General features: G+C 71.6%; 18 protein-coding genes and 1 pseudogene. 11 read left to right on the top strand and 8 right to left on the bottom strand.

Annotated features, from left to right (window positions below; genetic code table 11):
• Position 1: 1 nt before the first annotated feature.
• Both Aple_RS02620 and Aple_RS02625 read left to right on the top strand, forming a co-directional pair.
• Complete coding sequence (locus tag Aple_RS02620) at positions 2-790, top strand: ArsR/SmtB family transcription factor (RefSeq protein ID WP_155342775.1); 789 nt, start codon at positions 2-4, stop codon at positions 788-790.
• A complete protein-coding gene (locus Aple_RS02625; RefSeq protein ID WP_246264051.1) occupies positions 787-2,238 on the top strand; it encodes an MFS transporter in 1,452 nt (483 codons plus the stop codon). The genes Aple_RS02620 and Aple_RS02625 overlap by 4 nt, the downstream gene beginning before the upstream one ends.
• 74 nt (positions 2,239-2,312) lie before the next feature.
• Here the strand turns inward: Aple_RS02625 and Aple_RS02630 are convergent, their stop codons facing one another.
• Positions 2,313-3,239: an SDR family oxidoreductase gene (locus Aple_RS02630; protein ID WP_155342776.1), complete on the bottom strand. Its 927-nt coding sequence runs from the start codon at positions 3,237-3,239 to the stop codon at positions 2,313-2,315.
• Positions 3,240-3,369: 130 nt separating this feature from the next.
• Here Aple_RS02630 and Aple_RS02635 point away from each other — a divergent pair, with 130 nt between their 5' ends.
• Positions 3,370-3,936, top strand: a complete 567-nt coding sequence (locus Aple_RS02635; protein WP_155342777.1) for a TetR/AcrR family transcriptional regulator — start codon at positions 3,370-3,372, stop codon at positions 3,934-3,936.
• 29 nt (positions 3,937-3,965) lie between these two features.
• Here Aple_RS02635 and Aple_RS02640 read toward each other — a convergent pair whose 3' ends face one another.
• The 3 genes from Aple_RS02640 to Aple_RS02650 are packed head-to-tail and all read right to left on the bottom strand — an operon-like array spanning position 3,966 to position 7,137.
• The gene (locus Aple_RS02640) at positions 3,966-4,742 is read right to left on the bottom strand and encodes an ABC-2 transporter permease (protein WP_155342778.1); all 777 of its coding nucleotides are present in this window, start codon (positions 4,740-4,742) and stop codon (positions 3,966-3,968) included.
• Positions 4,739-6,220 (bottom strand): ABC transporter permease subunit, encoded by a 1,482-nt coding sequence (locus tag Aple_RS02645; RefSeq protein ID WP_155342779.1) that lies wholly within the window; start codon positions 6,218-6,220, stop codon positions 4,739-4,741. The genes Aple_RS02640 and Aple_RS02645 overlap by 4 nt, the downstream gene beginning before the upstream one ends.
• Complete coding sequence (locus Aple_RS02650) at positions 6,217-7,137, bottom strand: ATP-binding cassette domain-containing protein (RefSeq protein WP_155342780.1); 921 nt, start codon at positions 7,135-7,137, stop codon at positions 6,217-6,219. Before Aple_RS02650 ends, Aple_RS02645 begins: the two co-directional genes overlap by 4 nt.
• Positions 7,138-7,258: 121 nt before the next feature.
• Between Aple_RS02650 and Aple_RS02655 the strand changes: the two genes are divergently transcribed.
• Positions 7,259-8,401 (top strand): sensor histidine kinase, encoded by a 1,143-nt coding sequence (locus Aple_RS02655; RefSeq protein WP_218038079.1) that lies wholly within the window; start codon positions 7,259-7,261, stop codon positions 8,399-8,401.
• Complete coding sequence (locus tag Aple_RS02660) at positions 8,398-9,057, top strand: response regulator (protein ID WP_155342781.1); 660 nt, start codon at positions 8,398-8,400, stop codon at positions 9,055-9,057. The genes Aple_RS02655 and Aple_RS02660 overlap by 4 nt, the downstream gene beginning before the upstream one ends.
• A gap of 107 nt (positions 9,058-9,164) precedes the next feature.
• Here the strand turns inward: Aple_RS02660 and Aple_RS02665 are convergent, their stop codons facing one another.
• Positions 9,165-10,391: an alpha/beta hydrolase family protein gene (locus Aple_RS02665; RefSeq protein WP_155342782.1), complete on the bottom strand. Its 1,227-nt coding sequence runs from the start codon at positions 10,389-10,391 to the stop codon at positions 9,165-9,167.
• Positions 10,392-10,488: 97 nt separating this feature from the next.
• Here Aple_RS02665 and Aple_RS02670 point away from each other — a divergent pair, with 97 nt between their 5' ends.
• The 3 genes from Aple_RS02670 to Aple_RS02680 all read left to right on the top strand — a co-directional run bounded on the left by Aple_RS02670 (position 10,489) and on the right by Aple_RS02680 (position 11,790).
• Entirely contained in the window at positions 10,489-10,890 is a 402-nt protein-coding gene (locus tag Aple_RS02670) for a hypothetical protein (RefSeq protein WP_155342783.1), read from the top strand.
• Positions 10,887-11,105 carry a helix-turn-helix transcriptional regulator gene (locus tag Aple_RS02675; RefSeq protein ID WP_155342784.1) on the top strand — a complete coding sequence of 73 codons (219 nt, stop codon included), beginning with the start codon at positions 10,887-10,889 and terminating at the stop codon, positions 11,103-11,105. The genes Aple_RS02670 and Aple_RS02675 overlap by 4 nt, the downstream gene beginning before the upstream one ends.
• Positions 11,106-11,220: 115 nt before the next feature.
• Positions 11,221-11,790 carry a hypothetical protein gene (locus tag Aple_RS02680; protein ID WP_155342785.1) on the top strand — a complete coding sequence of 190 codons (570 nt, stop codon included), beginning with the start codon at positions 11,221-11,223 and terminating at the stop codon, positions 11,788-11,790.
• Here the strand turns inward: Aple_RS02680 and Aple_RS02685 are convergent.
• Positions 11,787-12,716, bottom strand: a complete 930-nt coding sequence (locus tag Aple_RS02685) for a sulfite exporter TauE/SafE family protein (RefSeq protein ID WP_155342786.1) — start codon at positions 12,714-12,716, stop codon at positions 11,787-11,789. The two genes, Aple_RS02680 and Aple_RS02685, sit on opposite strands and share 4 nt — an antisense overlap.
• Positions 12,717-12,841: 125 nt before the next feature.
• Here Aple_RS02685 and Aple_RS02690 point away from each other — a divergent pair, with 125 nt between their 5' ends.
• Complete coding sequence (locus tag Aple_RS02690) at positions 12,842-13,276, top strand: VOC family protein (RefSeq protein WP_308805492.1); 435 nt, start codon at positions 12,842-12,844, stop codon at positions 13,274-13,276.
• Here Aple_RS02690 and Aple_RS02695 read toward each other — a convergent pair.
• On the bottom strand, positions 13,269-14,270 hold the full coding sequence (locus tag Aple_RS02695; protein WP_155342787.1) for an alpha/beta fold hydrolase: 1,002 nt from the start codon (positions 14,268-14,270) through the stop codon (positions 13,269-13,271). The two genes, Aple_RS02690 and Aple_RS02695, sit on opposite strands and share 8 nt — an antisense overlap.
• Before the next feature lie 100 nt (positions 14,271-14,370).
• Complete coding sequence (locus tag Aple_RS02700; protein WP_155342788.1) at positions 14,371-16,215, bottom strand: helix-turn-helix domain-containing protein; 1,845 nt, start codon at positions 16,213-16,215, stop codon at positions 14,371-14,373.
• 245 nt (positions 16,216-16,460) lie between these two features.
• On the opposite strand from Aple_RS02700, the pseudogene ribB reads away from it, so the two are divergent.
• Both ribB and Aple_RS02710 read left to right on the top strand, forming a co-directional pair.
• A pseudogene (gene ribB / locus Aple_RS02705) lies at positions 16,461-17,060 on the top strand (3,4-dihydroxy-2-butanone-4-phosphate synthase); the annotation flags it as partial.
• 11 nt (positions 17,061-17,071) lie between these two features.
• A complete protein-coding gene (locus Aple_RS02710) occupies positions 17,072-17,734 on the top strand; it encodes an HAD family hydrolase (protein ID WP_155342790.1) in 663 nt (220 codons plus the stop codon).
• Positions 17,735-17,836 lie beyond the last annotated feature (102 nt).

The following is a 17,836-nucleotide window of genomic DNA, read 5'->3' on the forward strand; positions in this document are numbered from 1 at the left end:
CGTGACCGACGACGACCGCGTCTTCAAGGCGCTGGCCGACCCGACCCGCAGATGGCTGCTCGACCGGCTGTTCGCGCGGGACGGCCGCACGCTGTCCGACCTGGAGTCCGAGGTGGACATGACGCGGTTCGGCGTGATGAAACACCTCCGCCTGCTCGAGGAGGCCGGTCTCGTCACCACCCGCAAATCCGGCCGGGAGAAGCTGCACTTCCTGAACGTGGTGCCCATCCGGCTCATCCACGACCGCTGGATCGACAAGTACACCGAACCTCAGGTGTCGGCGCTCGTCCACCTGAAGAACGAGCTGGAGCAGACCATGACCACCCCCGACACCGGCACGACCGTGCAGGTGCACCGCGTCTATATCAAAGCCACCCCGCGGGCGATCTGGACCGCGATCGTCGACCCCGAGTGGACCCGCCGGTACGGCTACCGCGCCGAAGCCGACTACGACCTGCGCCCCGGCGGCGCCTTCCAGACCCACGCCGGAGCCGAGTGCCTGGTGGAGGGCGAGGTCATCGAGGTCGATCCGCCGTACCGGCTGGTGCAGACCTGGCGGCCGACCTGGAACGACGAGGGTTTCACCCTGCTCACGTACGAGATCGAGGAAGGCGAGAACGGCGTGTGCTCGCTGACCGTCACCCACGACGTGCACGGCGCGCCGCGGACGGGGGCGCAGGTCGCCGGGCAGGTCGAGAACGCGGGCGGCGGCTGGGCCGAAGTGCTGAGCGACCTGAAATCCCTGCTGGAGACCGGGTCCAGCCTGTACGGCGACGGGGGACGAGCATGACCACCGGCGCGGCCGATCCCCGGCGATGGTGGGTGCTCGCCCTGCTGTCCGGGCTGGCGTTCATGATCCTGCTGGACATGACCGTCGTGAACGTGGCGCTGCCGCTCATCCAGGACGGCCTCGGTTTCTCCGATTCCGGCCTGACCTGGGTGGTCAACGGCTACGTGCTGGCGGCGGGCGGGCTGCTGCTGCTCGGCGGGCGGCTGGCCGACGTCTTCGGGCGGCGGCGGCTCCTGCTGATCGGCGTGGTCATCTTCGCGGTGTCCTCGATCGTGTGCGGGGCCGCCGCCACCCAGGGCATGATGATCGTGGGCCGGTTCGCGCAGGGGACCGCCGAGGCGATCTCCGCCCCCGCGTCGCTCGGCCTGATCGCGTTGCTCTTCACCGACCCGAAGGAGCGCACGAAGGCGCTGGGCATCTGGGGCGGCCTGGTGGCGCTCGGCGGCACCTTGGGCTATGTCATCTCCGGCGTCCTGACCGATCTGACCACCTGGCGGTGGATCTTCTTCATCAACGTGCCGATCGCGGTGGCGGTCCTCCTGATCGTGCCCCGGCTGGTCACCGAGAGCCGGATGGTACGGGAGAAGGGCGACCGGCTGGACGTCGCCGGCGCGGCCACCTCGACCGCCGGGCTCGTGGCCATCGTCTACGGCCTGCTGCAGGCGGCCGAGCACTCGTGGGGATCGGCGTCCGTGCTGGTCCCGCTCCTCGCCGGAGCCGGGCTGCTGGTCGCGATGATCGTCATCGAGCGCCGGGCGAAGAACCCGCTCATTCCCCTGTCGTTCTTCGCCAACCGCACCCGGTCGGTCATCAACGTCACCTCGCTGTTCTTCATGGCCGCGTTCATCTCCTACACCTTCCTGCTGACCTTGTTCGAGCAGCACATCCTGGGCTACTCCCCGCTGCAGACCGGCCTGGCGTACCTGCCGCTCGGCTTCGCCATCGGCGCGGGGATCGGCCTGGGTACGGCTCTCGCGCCGAGCCTCGGGGTGCGGACGGTGGCCGCGGCCGGATTCATCGGCGCCGGGGCGGGACTCCTGCTGACGAGCATGGTCGGTGTCGACTCCACCTACTTCGGCGGCATCCTGCCGGGAATGATCGTCTTCGGATTGTTCGCCGGGGCCACCATGCCAGCCGCGACCAACGCCGCGCTGCACGGCGTCACCACCCAGGACTCCAGCCTGGCCTCAGGCGTGCAGACCACCATGCAGCAGGTCGGCGGCGCGCTCGGCCTGGCCGTCCTGGTGCCGCTCACCATCCGGTACGCCATGGCGGAGATCTATAACGGTGTGTCCCCCGAGGCGGCGGTGACCTCGGGTTACGCCATGGCCTTCCGTGTCGGGGCCGCGCTGATGGTGCTCGGCGGCGTGCTCATCGCGGTGCTGTTCGAGCGGGTAGGCCCGGAACCGCGGGACCCGACGGCCGAGATCGTCGCGGCGGCCCGCTGACCACCACCGCCGCGAGCAGCACCAGCCCGCCGAGTACGACCGCGACGGTATTGCCGTGTCCGCCTGCCGGGCGGCTACAGCTGCGCGGGCCGGTCGGTACGGAAGTAGTGGCCCTTCTCCAGGTCCTCGACCAGGCTCGGCTGGGTCGGTTGCCACCCCAGCAGTTCGCGGGTCAGCTCGCTGGAGGCGGGGATGTCGATGGCGAGGAGACCCGCCAGCCAGGCGAAATGCTCGGCCGCGTCGTCGGTGGAGACGGAGCGGGTCCGCAGGTTGAGGTGGCGGCCGATGGCCTCGGCGATCGAGCGGATCGGCACGCCCTGGTCGGCGGCCCCGTGCAGGACCGATCCGGCCGGCGCGTTCTCCAGGGCGAGCCGGAACAGGTGTGCGGCGTCGATGCGGTGGGCGGCCGGCCAGCGTTGGGAGCCGTCGCCGATATAGCCGGAGACGCCCTTGTCGCGGGCGATGCCGACCAGAGTCGCCATGAACCCGGGGTCGCCCTCGCCGTGCACGGTCGGCGGGAGCCGTACGACGGATGAGCGGATGTCGCGGTCGGCGAGGGCGAGGGCCAGGCGTGCGGTGCCCAGCCGGGTCTGCGGGCCGCCAGCCTCGGACGTGCGTCCGTCCTCTTCGGTGACTACACGGCCCGGAGTGAGTCCGAGCAGCCCGGAGGCGAGCACGAACGGCCGGGCGGAACCGGCGAGGGCGTTCCCGAATGTCTCGACGGCGCGGCGGTCCGCGTCGGTGGCGCTCTGGAAGCCCCCATTGAAGGCGATGTCGTGCTTGAACGCGAGGTGGACGACTCCGTCCGACGCGGCGGCCGCGTCGCGCAGGACGTCGAGGTCGTCGAGCGTGCCGTGGACCACCTCAGCCCCGGCCTTGGTGAGGGCGGCGGCCGAGGCGTCCGAGCGGGCGAGCCCGACGACCTGGTGACCCGCGCCGATGAGTTCGGGTGTGAGTGCGGAGCCGATCCATCCGGATGCCCCGGTGACGAAAACGCGCATGAGTAAGCCTCCAGTGTGGGCCGATCGTCCTCGCGCTGCGGGTGCGCGCCGGGCGACCGAACGATGTCAGTCACTGTCATCACACCGTAGCAGCTGATGTCAGTCACTGTCATCGGGTAGGATTCCGGGCATGGGTCGATGGGAGCCGGACGCGCGCGGCCGGCTCGAACGGGCGGCGCTGGAGCTCTACCTCGAGCGCGGCTTCGAACGGACCTCGGTGGCGGAGATCGCCGAACGGGCGGGGCTGACGGAGCGGACGTTCTTCCGGCACTACACGGACAAGCGCGAAGTGCTGTTCGCGGGTTCGAGCGCGCTGCAGGAGCTTCTCGTGGGCACAGTCGGCCGTGCTCCCGAGCCCGCCACCCCGATGGAAGTCGTGGCGGCGGCCCTCGGGGCTGCCGCGGCTGTGCTGCAGGAACGCCAGGAGCATGCCCGTCGGCGCCAGGCCGTTATCGCCGCCAACGCCGAGCTGCAGGAACGCGAGCTGATCAAACTCGCCTCGCTGTCGGCCGCGCTCGCCGACGCGTTGCGGCAGCGCGGTGTCGACGACGCCTCCGCGAGCCTTGCCGCGGAGGCGGGCATCGCCGTCTTCAAGGTCGCGTTCCGGCGTTGGACCGAGCAGGCCGGGCAGAAGGACTTGTCTCAGTTCATCGGAGAGTCGTTCGCAGGGCTCAAGGCGGTGACCGCGGGCACCTGACTCGCGATGCCCGGCTGGCTCGGATCTGGTCAGACGTCGCGGAGGCGTACCAGGAGGCCTGCGGCCAGGAGGGCGGCCGCGGCCCAGGCGGCGAGGACGCCGAGTCCTGGCCATGGGCCGATCGGCAGGAGGTCCAGGTTCATGCTGGCTTGGATGGCCAGTCCGGCGTTGGTTGGGGAGATCCGGAAGAGGAGTCGTTGCCAATCCGGGTCGGAGACCAGGTGGATGAGGATCGGGAAGAGGTAAAACAGGGCGAGCACGACGCCCATGGCGGCCGCCGAGTCACGGACGATCGCGGCGACTCCGAGGCAGAGCACGGCGATCAGGGTGAGGTAGAGGACTGAGCCCGCCGCGGCACGGAGGACCAGGCCGTCGGTGAGGGACAGCGGCGGGTAGCCGTGCGCGGGCGTGAAGCCCTGGCCGGGCAGGATGAGCTGTCCGGCCAGCACCGACCCGAGCACGCCGAGGATGGCCGCGACAAGGGTCGGACCGGTGAGGACGGCAGCCTTGGCGGCGAGGACGGTGGACCGGCGGGGCATCGCCGTGAACGTCGTGCGGATCAGGCCGGTGGTGTGCTCGCCGGTGATCGCCAGCACGGCGAGGATCGCGACGACCACCTGGCTCAGCTGCACGCCGGTGAGAGCGAGCCTGACGGCGTCGTGATTGCAGCGCGCCGACGCGCAGGTGGTGGTGGCACCGGCCGCTGCGCCCAAGGCGACGGTCAGGACCGGGATCGCCAGCAGCACCCAACCGGTGCCCGCGAGCGTGCGCAGTTTCGTCCACTCGGCGTGGATTTCGCGCTTCACGCGTCCCTCCGGCGCAGCATGACGACGGCCAGGCCGAGAGCCAGCAGGGCATAGGCACACAGCACCGCGAAACCCGCCCAAGGCGCCAGCGGATAGTAGCCCAACTGCGGCACATAATGCCCTTCGACCTGCGGATATTCGGGAATGCTCTGCTGGATCGCGAACCCGGCGGCCGGGGTCACCCGCAGCAGCCACTGCGACAACCCCTCCGGCAGGACCGAGGAGGTTGTCAGGACGTGGGGGACGACGATCACCGCGATGGCGGTGATGACGGCCACGGCGCTGCGCCGGATCAACGCGCCCAGGGCGAGCGCCAGCACGGCGGCGAGGGCCAGCAGCGCGGCGGTGCCGGCGACGACGCGCACTTCGGTGAAGGTGCTCACGGGCAGGAGCTGGTTGCCGTTCGCGCGGAGAATGCCGCTGCCGAGGGGAACCGCGATGACCGCGGCGATCAGGCCGACGACGAACGTGACCACGCCTATCACCAGCGATTTGGCGACGAGCACGCGCCCCCGGCGCGGGCTGGCCAGCAGGGTGGTGCGGATCAGCCCGCGCCGGTACTCGGCCGTGATGAACATCACCGCCACCACGATCACCGCGATCAGCCCGGTGTACGCCCCCGAAAGGGTGCGCTCGACGATCTGCCCGCCCTCGATCCCGTACGGCCCGACATCGCCGGATCCGGACACGGTGAACGTGCCGCCGGACTCGCGGAAGGCGCCCTGGGAGAGCGCGGGCGCGCCGGCCTGGCCGCCGAGGTCGTCGTAGGTCCACGGGTTTCCGGCCAGGCTGACGTGGTCGAAGACGGCGGTGGCCTGGGTGAGCCGGCACTTCCCGATGGTTCCGCCGAGGTCGCCTTGCGTCACGGTCAGATCACACGGGGAGGCGACGAACAGCCCGACCAGGGCGTTCTTCGGCAACCCGGCCAGGCGGACCGTGCTGACCGTGGTCCAGTGGGTGCCGTCGGCCGACTCGGCGCCGGTGATCGAGTCGCCGGAGCGGGTCAGCCGCAGCCAGCGCGCCTCCCGGGAACCGGCCACGTCGTGCTCGTAGTTGTGCTGCATCCGCGCCCCATGACCCCCGGTGAGCATCATCGCCGCGTACGCGGACCCCGGCCGGACGCTTTCCTTGATCATGATTCCGGCCTTCGCCCACGGCACCACGCCGGGCACGATCTTGTCGTGATCGGGTGGCGGATAGGTGATGATCCCGGTCAGCGACGCCACCCGGACGGTGACGCTGCCGTCGCCGTCCAGCGGCTGGTGCGCGAAGGAGAACCGGTCGTTCACCGCCAGCCCCTCCGGGCCGACCGGCAGGGCCGGGCAGACATCGCCCTCAGGACCCGAGCAGGAGCTGTGACTGCCGGACGCCGTGAACACCCCGAGCAGCACGATGATCAGCGCCGCCAGCGCCATCCCGAGCACCCAGCCGCGCACCGTCCTGAACTTGGTCCACTCCCCGCGCAGCAGGCCCGTCATCGCGCACCGTCCGCGCGGAACTCGACCGCGTCCCTGGTGAGCTCCATATACGCCTCCTCCAGGGTGGCCCGATGCCCGGCCACCTCCGAGAACGGCACCCCGCTCGCGGTCAGCAGCGCCACCACACGCTCGGCCGCCAGCCCGGCGACGGTGAGCGTGTCACGATCGGTGACGGCGACGGTGGCCCCCGCGTCCGCCAGCACCGTCATCGCCTCCGGCCGCGCCGTGGTCCGTAACCTCACCCGGTCGCCGGACGCGGCCGCGATCAACTCCGCCACGCTCGCGTCCGCGACCACCCGGCCCCGGCCGACCACCACGACATGCCCCGCCGTGTCCTGAAGCTCGCTCATCAGATGGCTGGACACCAGCACGGCACGGCCCTCGGCGGCCAGCGACCGCAGGAACCCGCGCATCCACACGATGCCCTCCGGATCGAGGCCGTTGAACGGCTCGTCGAGCATGAGCACCGGCGGGTCGCCGAGCAGGGCGGCCGCCACGCCGAGCCGCTGCCGCATGCCCAGCGAGTAACCGCCCGCCTTCCGCCGCGCCGCGGATCCCAGCCCGACCAGCTCGACCACGGCGTCGACCCGGCCCGCGGTCAGGCCCTGGGAGTGGGCCAGCCAGAGCAGATGATTGCGCCCGGTCCGGCTCGGCTGCAGCGCGCCGGCGTCCAGCAGCGTCCCGACCTGGCTCAACGGTCTCCGCAGCGTGCGATACGGCTGCCCGCCGATCAGCGCGCGGCCCTCGTCGGCCGCGTCCAGACCGAGGATCACCCGCATCGTGGTGGACTTCCCCGCGCCGTTCGGCCCGACGAAGCCGGTGACGTGCCCCGGCGTCACGGTGAACGTCATCCCGTCCAGGGCCAGGACCGGGCCGAACCGCTTGCGCAGCCCGCTGACCTCGATGTTCGCTTCCATGCCAGGCAGACTAGGCAACGCCGTACGGGGCGGTCGTCACGCGGCGGAGCCATCTTCCCCGCCTGGCCTTATCCCACGCGCGGGGGATGCCGGCGGCTCCCGGACCAGGGACAATGCTGGGGTGGACCGAACCTACGACCCGCGGATCGTCATGGTCGGGGCGCCTCTGGTGCTGCTGGCGGTGATCGAGTCGGTCGGGCATGCCCGGGGTCCGGACCTCGCGTTCGTGCTGTTCGCCGTGGCGACCACGCTGCCGCTGGTGCTGCTGTGGACGCAGCCGTTCGCGGCGGCCCTGGTCGTGTCCGCGGCGGCGGTCCTGTCGGTCACGGGTTTCCAGGCCTTGACGGTGGCGGGGATGGGCGCGCAGCTGGTGGCCGGCTACCGGCTCGGGCGCACCGGGTCGCCCTGGGCCGCGTTGCCGCTGGCCGCGCCCTTCCCGATCCTGGCGCTGGCGGGTGTGGAGGCGCGGACGATCACGATGGTGCTGGCCTGCCTGGCCCCGGCGGCGGCGCTGGCCGGGATCGCCCGGCGGGCCCACGATGACGCGGCCGCGAACACGGCGGCCCGGCGGGTGATCGCCGATTCGCTGCTGGAGCACACCGCGCGCGGTGAACGCGCGCGCATCGCCCGCGAGCTGCACGACGTGGTCGCGCACCATATCTCCATGGTGGCCGTGCAGGCGGAGAACGCCCGGCTGACCACCCCCGGCATGCCGCCCGCCGGGGCCGAACGGCTGTCCGCGATCGGGGACACGGCCAGGGCGGCGCTGACCGAGATGCGGCGGCTGCTCGGCGTCCTGCGCGAGGACACGACGGCGGGGGAGCGGCCCCGTCCGGAACTGCGGCCTCAGCCGGGGTTGCGCCTGGACGAGGTCAACGACCTGCTGGACGAGGCCAGGGACGCGTCCGGGACGGGCACCCGGCTCATCTTGCGCGGGTCACCGGTCACGCTCGATCCGGGCGTCGAGCTCGCCGCGTACCGGATCATTCAGGAAGCTCTCACCAACGCGCGGCGGCACGCGCCCGGCGCGGCCGTCGACGTGGAGCTGCACTACGCCGGAGACGCGCTGCGACTGTTCGTCCGCGACAACGGCCCCGGCCCCGCGGTCATCAGCCACGGCCGAGAAGGCGGCCACGAAGGCGGTCATGGCCTGGCTGGGATGCGGGAACGGGCCACGGCCGTCGGTGGCGACCTGCGCACCGGCCATGCCGCCGGCGGCGGCTTCCTGGTCGAGGCCAGCTTGCCCGGAGAGGCGGCCGGATGAGCGTGATCAGGGTCGTGGTCGTCGACGATCACCAGGTGGTCAGGACAGGGTTCGCCGGGCTGCTGGACTCCCAGCCGGACTTCCAGGTCGTCGGCACCGCCGGGGACGGCGCCGAAGCCATCCGGGTCTGCCACGAAACCGCGCCGGACGTCGTGCTGATGGACATCCGCATGCCCGGCATGAACGGCATCGAGGCGACCAGACAGCTCACCGGCCCGCGCGTCCTCATCCTCACCACCTTCGACCTCGACGAGTACGTCTACGACGCGCTCCGCGCCGGAGCCAGCGGCTTCCTGCTCAAGGACGTCACCGCCGAACACCTCTTCGACGCCGTCCGCGTCATCGCCGACGGCCAAGCCCTCCTGGCCCCCACCATCACCCGCCGCCTCATCACCGAATTCGCCCACCTAACCCCGAAACCCCCGAAATCCCTGAAACCGTCCACCCTCACCCCCCGCGAAACGCAGGTCCTGCGCCTCGTCGCGGAGGGCCTTTCCAACCAGGAAATCGCCGCCCGCCTCACCGTCACCGAGGAAACCGTAAAAACCCACGTCAGCCGTGTCCTCGGCAAACTCGGCCTACGCGACAGAACCCAGGCGGTCATCGCCGCGTACGAGACCGGCCTGGTCGTCCCTGGCGCGCATGATCCGGGATAGCTCGCCGGGAGCCGAAATCTCGCCGCCCGCAAGAAGCCGTGGATACCGGGGCCGTTCTGACCACCACGCCTAACAGTGCGATCGTCCGGGGGGAGACGGTCTATCCCTCAGCGGATGAACCGGATCTGCGGGTAGCGGGGTGAGGGGTGCTGGAGCAGGTGGTTGTCGTGGTGGCGTAGATGAAGGTCGAAAAACGCTCGTACGTAGTCGCGTTGCGCGTGGATGGCGCGGTATGGGGCGAGGGTGCCGATTGCTTGCGTGACTTGGCTGGGAGTGAGCCCGAGGCTGGGCGCGGCCTGGGGCAGGAGCGTTTCGAGATCGGTGAACGAGGTGTGGGTGGAGCCCGTGAGGGCCAGTTCGCGTTTCCAGCCGGGCTGGCTGGCCCAGAACTGGTCCCAGCTGGGATCTTCCGGACCCGGACCGGGGTCGCTGCCGAACAGAAGGAAGGGCCGGTCGGTGCCCGCGGTGGCGGGTGATAAGAGGCTGCCGTCCAGGTTGACGCCGGCCTGCAGGCGCCGGTCCGCGCGCATGGCGGCAGCGGCCGTGGCGCCACCGAGGGAGTGGCCGAGCATGCCGGTGCAGGGCAGGTGGAACGCGCCGGTGAGGGTGGGTGGGAGGCGTCGCCGCCCGACGTCCGCGTTGTGTCCGGCGTTGAGCGCCGTGAGCTGATCCAGCACGAACCGGGTGTCCGCGGTGCGCACCGCCAGGGCCTTGCCGATGAGGGCGTCGTCGACGTCACCGGTGATGGCGAAGCTCTCCACGCGCCCGCCGGGGAACTCGACCTGGTCGGCGTCGTAGGTGTGGTCGATGGCCACGACGAGGTAGCCGTGGCTGGCCAACTCCTCGACCAAAAGAGTGCCAAGGCTGCGGTCGCTGCGCAGGCCGGGCGAGTACACGACGACAGGCCGCCCGCACCGGCCGCGGTCCACCGGTGCAGCCACCCGGGCATGGGAGGTCGGCAGGAGCAGCGTGCCGGGTGGGATGCCCTGTGCCTGCTCGAAGAAGGGGACGGCGGCGGGTGACATCCACGGCGCGAACGGGTGGCCATGGGCGGCGCGCGCGGGGTACCAGAGCTGGACCATGAGTTCACGGGCCGGGCGGGAAGGCTGCCATGGATCGATGCGTGCCCGGTCGACCAGGTGCAACCAGACCGTGCCGATCGGGTGGGGGCCGCTCGGTGCAGGCAGCGTGAGCCGCACCGGAGCCGGCGTGCGGGCTCCTGCTGCGGGACCGGGTGAAGCCGCGGCGCGTCGAGGCTGGGCGGTGGCCATCGCGATGGGGGCGATTGCCGACGCCGCGGCAGCGCCGAGCAGCGAGCGTCGGGTCAGGCTCATGGGTCGTCTCGCGTTCAACATGGCAAAAATGTAAGGTCAACCTTCCATACAGTCAAGGAAGCTTGACTTTATGGAAGGGATGCTTTACCTTGGTGCCATGGTGAAACAGCAGGACCAAGTGACGCGCGCGGCCCGCCGCGCTGTCCTTATCGACGGCCTACCCGTGGCCACTCTGGGCCTTGTGGCCCTGGCGCTAGGCAGTGATCCCGACCAGAGCGCCGCTCAGAAGGCCTGGTGGATTGCGGCTACCGCCGTGTTCACGCTCGCCGTGGCCTGGGTCCTGCTGCGGGCGTTCCGGCGTGCGGACGAGTATCTGCGCAAGATCCAGCTGGAAAGCATGGCCATCGCCTTCGCGGCAGTCCTCGTGGGACTGCAAGTGGCCACCGTGCTCGACGCCGCGGGCGTCATCCAGCTCCATCAGCTCACGCAGCTGATCCTCCTCGGCGGGGTGGCAATCTGGCTTGCCATCGCCGATCTGCGCACCCGCCTGCACCGATGAAGAACCGACTACGCGAACTGCGAGCAGCCCGCCGGTGGAGCCAGGCCGACCTGGCCGACCGGTGCCAAGTCTCCCGACAGGCCATCAACGCCATCGAGACCGAGCGATACGACCCCAGCTTGCCCCTGGCGTTCACCATCGCCGACGTCTTCGACCTGACCATCGAGGAGATCTTCCTGCCCGACCGGGCGGACACGACGAACGACCCGGCCTGATCCTGAACGCGGCAGTAGCCCACGCCAAAGCCCGGCGGAGGCCGCCTCGCATCCGCAGCGTTCGCTGCTGGTCCGCGCGCTCACCGGCACCGGCGGGCCGCAACCCGACCTGTCCGTGCACACGGCCGAACCCGGCGACCGCTACCTGCTGTGCTCAGACGGGCTGTCCACCGTCGTCGCGACCGAGTCCCTGCGGCACGTGCTGACCGGCACGGCGGACCCCGAGCAGGTCCTCGACGAGCTGGTCGGGCTGGCCTACGCCGCGGGCGCGCCGGACAACATCGCCTGCGTCGTCTCGGGAACGTTCACGCGTGCCCGCCGTCACGGCGCTTTGATGGCATCCGCCGCCGCCGTCTGGGGCGGAACCGTCGTGATCCTCGGCCTGGCCCCGCACTTGTGGCTGGCGCTCGCGGCGCTGACGCTCGGCGGCGCGGTGAACTTCCTGCTCAGCACCTTCCGCAACGCCATCTCCCAGGCGCACACCGACGACGCCCTGCGCGGCCGGATCCAGGGCTCGCTCACCGTCGTGCTCCTGGGCGGCCCGCAACTCGCCCACTTGCTGCACGGCGTCGCCGCCTCCGCGTTCGGCCCCCAGCTGACGATCTGCGCCGGCGGCCTGCTCACCGTGACGACCGTCGCCGTGATCGTACGGCTGTCACCTCACCTATGGCACTACACGGATTAGGCGCGAGCGGTCTCCTCTTCCGGGGCAGAGCCCAGAAGTTCGGCGTCGGCCGCCTCGATGGCCTTCTCGCGGCGATACTCGCGGGCCGAGTAGGCGACCGCCGCCACCCACAGCGCCGCGATGATGACATACACCACGGTCTGGACGCCGCCGGGCGCGTCCACCCATTCGCCCCGCAGTAACGTACGCACGTTGGTCAGGACGATGACACCGCCCACCGCCGAGCCGAGGATGCGCGGCGGGATGTGGCGGACCAGCCAGGCCGCGATCGGCGCGGCGATCACCCCGCCGAGCAGGAGCACGCCCACCCAGGCGAAGTCGATGTTCTCCGAGCCGAGCCCGACCAGGAAGCCGGCGCTGGCCGCGATGGCGACCAGGAACTCGCTGGCGTCGATGGAGCCGATCACCTTGCGCGGCGGGATCCGGCCGCTGGCCAGGATGGCGGGCGTGCCGACCGGGCCCCAGCCACCGCCACCGGTCGCGTCCACGAAACCCGCCACCAGGCCGAGCGGGGCCAGGAACCGTTTGCGCAGCGGCTTGCCCAGGTTGCCGCGGGGCAGGCCGTACGCGGTGAAGCGGATCAGGACGTAGAGCCCCAGGGTCAGCAGGATGATCGACATGATCGGGGCGGCGGACTCGGTGGACAGGCTGGACAGGAAGGTGGCCCCGGCGAAGGCGCCGAGCGCACCCGGGACGCCGATCTTGGCGACGACCTTCCAGTCGATGTTGCCGAACCGCCAGTGCGACAGGCCCGAGGCGAGCGTGGTGCCGATCTCGGCCAGGTGCACGGTGGCCGAGGTGGCCGCCGCGCCGGTGCCCGCGGCGAGCAGGAGCGTGGTCGAGGTCACGCCGTAGGCCATGCCTAGGCTGCCGTCGACGAGTTGAGCGGCGAAGCCGACCAGTCCGAGCAGGATGAGCGACCGCACCGCATCACCTTTCCAGTAATTCCTACTTTCCCGATGGTAATTATTGTTTACAGGTCCATATGTCCGTCAAGGCCTGTCTCAAAATGGCGTGTCAGGAGACCGGACCGCCGGTGACGGAGCGTAGCGTGCCAGGCAGACACCGAGAGGAGCAGGACATGCTGCGGGGGCTCGCCACGATCAGTTTCTTTACCGACGACATGCCGGCGGCGCTCGACTGGTATACCGAACTGCTGGGCCTTGAGCCGTGCTTCACCCGGCCGGGCCCCGACGGGCGGCCCGCCTACGTGGAGTTCCGGATCGGCGACCACCAGCAGGAACTGGGCCTCATCGACCGCCGCTACTCACCGCACGGCCAGCTCAGCGGCCCGGGCGGCGCGGTCGCCTACTGGCACGTGGACAATCTGGACGCCGCCTGCGAGCGGCTGCTGGCCATGGGCGCCAAGGAACACGAACCCAGAGCCGAACGGCACCAGGGGCTCGTGACCGCGTCGTTCGTCGACCCGTTCGGCAACATCCTGGGCGTCATGATCAACCCGCACTACCTGGACATGCTCAGGTGAGGTGGGCACCGAGCGCGGCGAGGAACTCGGCCGGCTTCTCCAGGTGCGGGCTGTGGCCGCAGTCGTCCAGGACGACCTCGCGGTAGTTGCCGTAAGCGGTGAGGGCGGCCCTGGTCTGGGTGACCATCGGCTGGCCGGGCGTGCCGGGGGAGCCGGGGATGACGCCGAGCACGCCCAGGTGGGCCAGGTCGAACAGCGAGGTGTCGGAGACGATCACGTCGTCGGCGCCGCGGATCCACAGGATGGGCGGCTTGGGGTCGATCTCGGTGAGATCCAGGCGGAAATGGGTGGGCGCGAGGCAGTTCAGGACGCCGCGCGTGCCGGGGGCCAGGCCGGGCCACGCGTCGGAGGTGGCGGCGTCGCCCGGGTAGTGGCCCTCGCCGACCCGCGTGGTCAGCATCGAGTCGACGTAGAAGTCCTCGTCCTCGATGACCGCGCCCGGCTTGACGTAGGCGGTGCGGAAGACGTTGCGGGGAGCCAGCGGGGACTCCTCCGACCGGTCGCCCTCGGCCAGCAGCTTGACGAAGTCGGGGTTGGCGCCGCCCGCGCCGGACCCGGTGCCGTCGGCGTGGGTCAGCGTGCCGTCGGCTCCCTCGGTGCCGCCGAACCCGTACGGCGAGACGGGATTGACCAGCGTCACGCTCGCCACCACCCCCGGCCGATCCCGCAGCGCCTGCAGGACGACCCCGCCCCCCATGCTCCAGCCGACCAGGTGCACCCGCTCCAGCGCCAGCGCGTCGATCAGCGCCAGCACGTCGTCGGAGTAGTCCCGCAGCCCCCGGGTGGCGTCGACCGGCTCGGGATCGGTCTCCCCGAAACCACGCAGGTCCACCGCCATCGGCCGGTGCGTGCCGGCCAGCGCGCGCAGCGCGTCCCGCCAGAAAGCGCCCGAGGACACGTTGCCGTGCACGAACAGCACGGCCTCACCCTCCGCGCCGGGCACGGTCAGGACGTTCTGGGTCAGGCGGGACGTGGCGATCCGCTCGTTCTTCATGCCACCGGCTCCTTTGTCGCGTGGGTTGGCTCACCGTACGCAGCGGAGCGCCGCCGCGACTATGGCGATACCGCACATACCTCACGCACCTGCCATGGAGTCAGGGGCCATCCCGCAGGCGGTGCAGGCGCAACGCCAGCTGGATCTCCAGGGCGCGCTCCGGCTCCTGCCAGCCGGCGCCCAGCAGCTGGCCGATCCGGTCCAGGCGCTGGGTGACGGTGTTGACGTGGATGTGCAACGTCTCGGCCGTACGGGACAGGGAGCCGCCGGAGCCGAAGTAGGCGGCCAGGGTCGCGCGCAGGTGGGTGCCGCGGCGGGCGTCGTAATCGACTACCGGGCCGATCGTGCCGGCCAGGAACGCGGGCACGTCGCGGCCCTCGCCGATGAGCAGGCCGACGAAGCCCAGTTCGGCCGCGCTGGCGCCGTCCCCGCCCCGGCCCAGCGCCCGCAGCGCGTCCGCGCACCGCTGCGCTTCCTGGTACGCCTCCGACAGGGGCCCGCCGAGCACCGCCGCCGCTCCCGCGGTGGCCGGCTGGCCGAGCGAGGCGGTCAGCTCGGCGGCGGCGCGCCGCGCCAGGACGCCGGGTTTGTCGCCCGGCAGCAGCAGGATGACCTCGTGCCCGCGCGCGGCGGCCAGCCCGTGGGCGATCGCCGCCTGCGCCGAGGCCCAGAACGCGGCGCGTTCCCGCTGGCCGTCGTGGCGGGCGACGACCAGGACGTGCGGTTCGTCCAGGTGCACGCCGAGGCGGCGGGCCCGGTCGTGCAGCCCGTCCAGTTCCGGCCGGAAGACGAGGTCGTCCAGCAGCTCGCCGCGCACCCGGCCTTCGGCGTCGGCGACGCTGCGGCGGAACAGCAGCAGCAGCGCGGTGACCTGCGCGGCCCGTTCCAGGATGCGCTGGTCGGCGTCGGTCGGCCGGGCCGCGGTGCGCAGCACCAGCGTGCACAGCGGGGCCGCGCCGACGTCGACCGAGGCCACGAACACCTCACCGCGCCGGACCGTCCGGCCGAGCGCGCGGGACGAGCGCGCCGCCTCCGACACGCCGGCGTCCAGGTCGGCCGCGTCCCCCACCAGCGGCCGCCCCTCCTCGTCGAGCACGGTCAGCCGCCCGCCCAGCACCTCGGTGACGACCGCGGCCACGTCCTCCACGCCGCCGCCGCGCAGCACCAGGCCGGTCATCCGGTCGTGCGCGGCCGCGGCCCGCTCGATCGCGTCGCTGTGCGCCCGGATGAGCGTGTTGGCCTCGCTCAGCTCGGTCAGCGCGGCCCGCGTCTCCTCCAGCAGCCGCGCCGTGTCGATCGCCACCGCCGCGTGCGCGGCCAGCGAGGACAGCAGCGCCACCTCCTCGGGCGCGAACGGCCGCGCGCTCCGGTTGGCCGCGAACAGCACCCCGATGACCTGCGCCCCCAGCCGCAGCGGCACCCCGAGAATGGCGACTAGCCCCTCCTCGTGCACCGCGTCGTCGATGGTGACGGTGTGCCGGAACCGCTCGTCGGCGAAATAGTCCGCCGTGTTGTACGGCATGCCCGACTGCGCCACCAGCCCGCCCAGCCCGGCCCCCATCGCCAGCCGCAGCCCGCGGAACCGCGCGGCCGAGGACCCGTCGGTCACCCGCATGAACGTGTCCCCCCGCTCGGGATCGTTCAGCGTCATGTACGCGACGTCGGTGCCCAGCAGCTGCCGGGCCCGCCGCACGATCGCCGCCAGCACCGCGTCCAGATCCCGCAGCCCCGCCAGGTCCCCGGCCGTGTCGAACAGCGCCGACAGCTCCGCCTCCCGCCGGGCCCGCCGCCGCAGCATCCCCCGGACCCGCAACGCCGCGACCTTGTCCTGCTCCAGCCGCTCCAGCGTCTCCGCCCCGGCCCCTTCGGCCCGCGCCCGCAGCACCGGCCCTTCGAACTCGACGGCCGAGGCTTCCCGTACGAGCAGCTCCAGGAACACGTCCATGTCAGCCGCTTCGTCGGGCAGGCTGCTTCGGCTGGCCAGGGTGAACGTCCCGTTCCATCACACCCGGCAAGCTATATCGCCTGCCCCGGAGCTGTCGATCCGGCTCAGGAGGCTCTGGGGGAAGGTGTAAGTCTCCGGGAAATCAGCGGTCATGGGTTATCTCTCCCGGTGTGTCGTGACCCGCCGCGCGGGCGGCGTATGGCGTAGTTCTATGACTACTGTGCGTTAACGCTTCGGGGGTTCTCATGCTCGACACCGTGGCCGCCGCGATCGAAGAGATCGCCGCGGGGCGTCCCGTTCTGGTCATCGACGACGAGGACCGGGAGAACGAGGGGGATCTGATCGCGGCCGGGTCGCTGATGACGCCGGTGCTGATGGCGTTCCTGATCCGGCACAGCGGCGGCGTGGTGTGCGCGGCCATGGAGGGGGCCGACCTGGACCGGCTGCACCTGCCGCCCATGGTCGCCCTCAACGAGGACCCCCGCGTCGGCGCGTTCACCGTCTCGGTGGACGCCGCCGACGGCACCACCGGCATCTCGGCGGCCAGCCGCGCCAACACCCTGCGCCTGCTGGCCGACCCGGCCACCGGGCCGCGCCAGCTGACGCGCCCCGGCCATGTCTTCCCGCTGCGCGCCGACGAGGGCGGCCTCGCCGCCCGCCAGGGCCACACCGAAGCCGGCATCGAGCTGGTACGGCTGGCCGGGCTGCCTCCCGTGGCCGCGCTCACCGAGGTGTTCAACCCGGACGGCACCCTGGCCCGCCTGCCCCAACTGCGGGTCTTCGCCGACGAGCACGGCCTGGCGCTGATCTCGATCGAGCAGCTGATGGCCCACCGCGCGGCCGTCCCGGCCGGAGCGTGACCCCGGTGCGTGCCGTCGTCTTCGACCTCGACGACACCCTGGTCGCCAGCGGCCACGTCTGGGACCGGATCTGGCGCGACTACCACGCCCGCAACGGCGGCCGGGACGGCGACCTGGGCGACCTGGTCGGCAGCGGCGACTGGGCCGCCTTCCTGGCCGGCGCCTGCGGCACCGACCCGGCCCAGGTGCACGCCGAATGCACCGAGGCCGCCCTCGCCGCCCTGCACGAGGGCAGGATCGCCTTACTGGAGGGCGCCTACCAGCTCCTCACCGCCGCCGCCCTGTGGGTTCCGGTGGCGGTGGCCTCGGCGGCCCCGCACCGCTACGTGCACGCCGCCGTCACCGCCCTCGGCCTGACCGGCCACGTCACGGCCGTCATCGCCGACGAGGACGTGCCGGCCTCCAAACCGGAACCCGACGCCTACCTGCTGGCCGCCGAACTCCTCGGCCTGCCCCCCGCCGAATGCCTGGCGGTCGAGGATTCCACCCCCGGCATCCGCGCCGCCCACGCGGCCGGCATGACGGTCCTGGCCATCCCCAACCGGCTCCGCCCGCCCGCCGTCGACACCCTCGCCCTCGCCGCCCACCAGGCCGGTACGGCGACCGCCGCCCTCCCCGTCCTCACCCGCATCATCGCCCACGGCGAAGTAAGCGTGTGACCCACCCGATCAGCCGCCACCGCGGTCACCAGGTTCTCCATGGACCGCGTTAGCCGGTTCGTGAGGACAAGGTGGCTGACGGGTGCTGGTGTGGCTACCGTG

It is taken from the genome of Acrocarpospora pleiomorpha, from assembly GCF_009687885.1.
GTDB lineage: Bacteria > Actinomycetota > Actinomycetes > Streptosporangiales > Streptosporangiaceae > Acrocarpospora > Acrocarpospora pleiomorpha.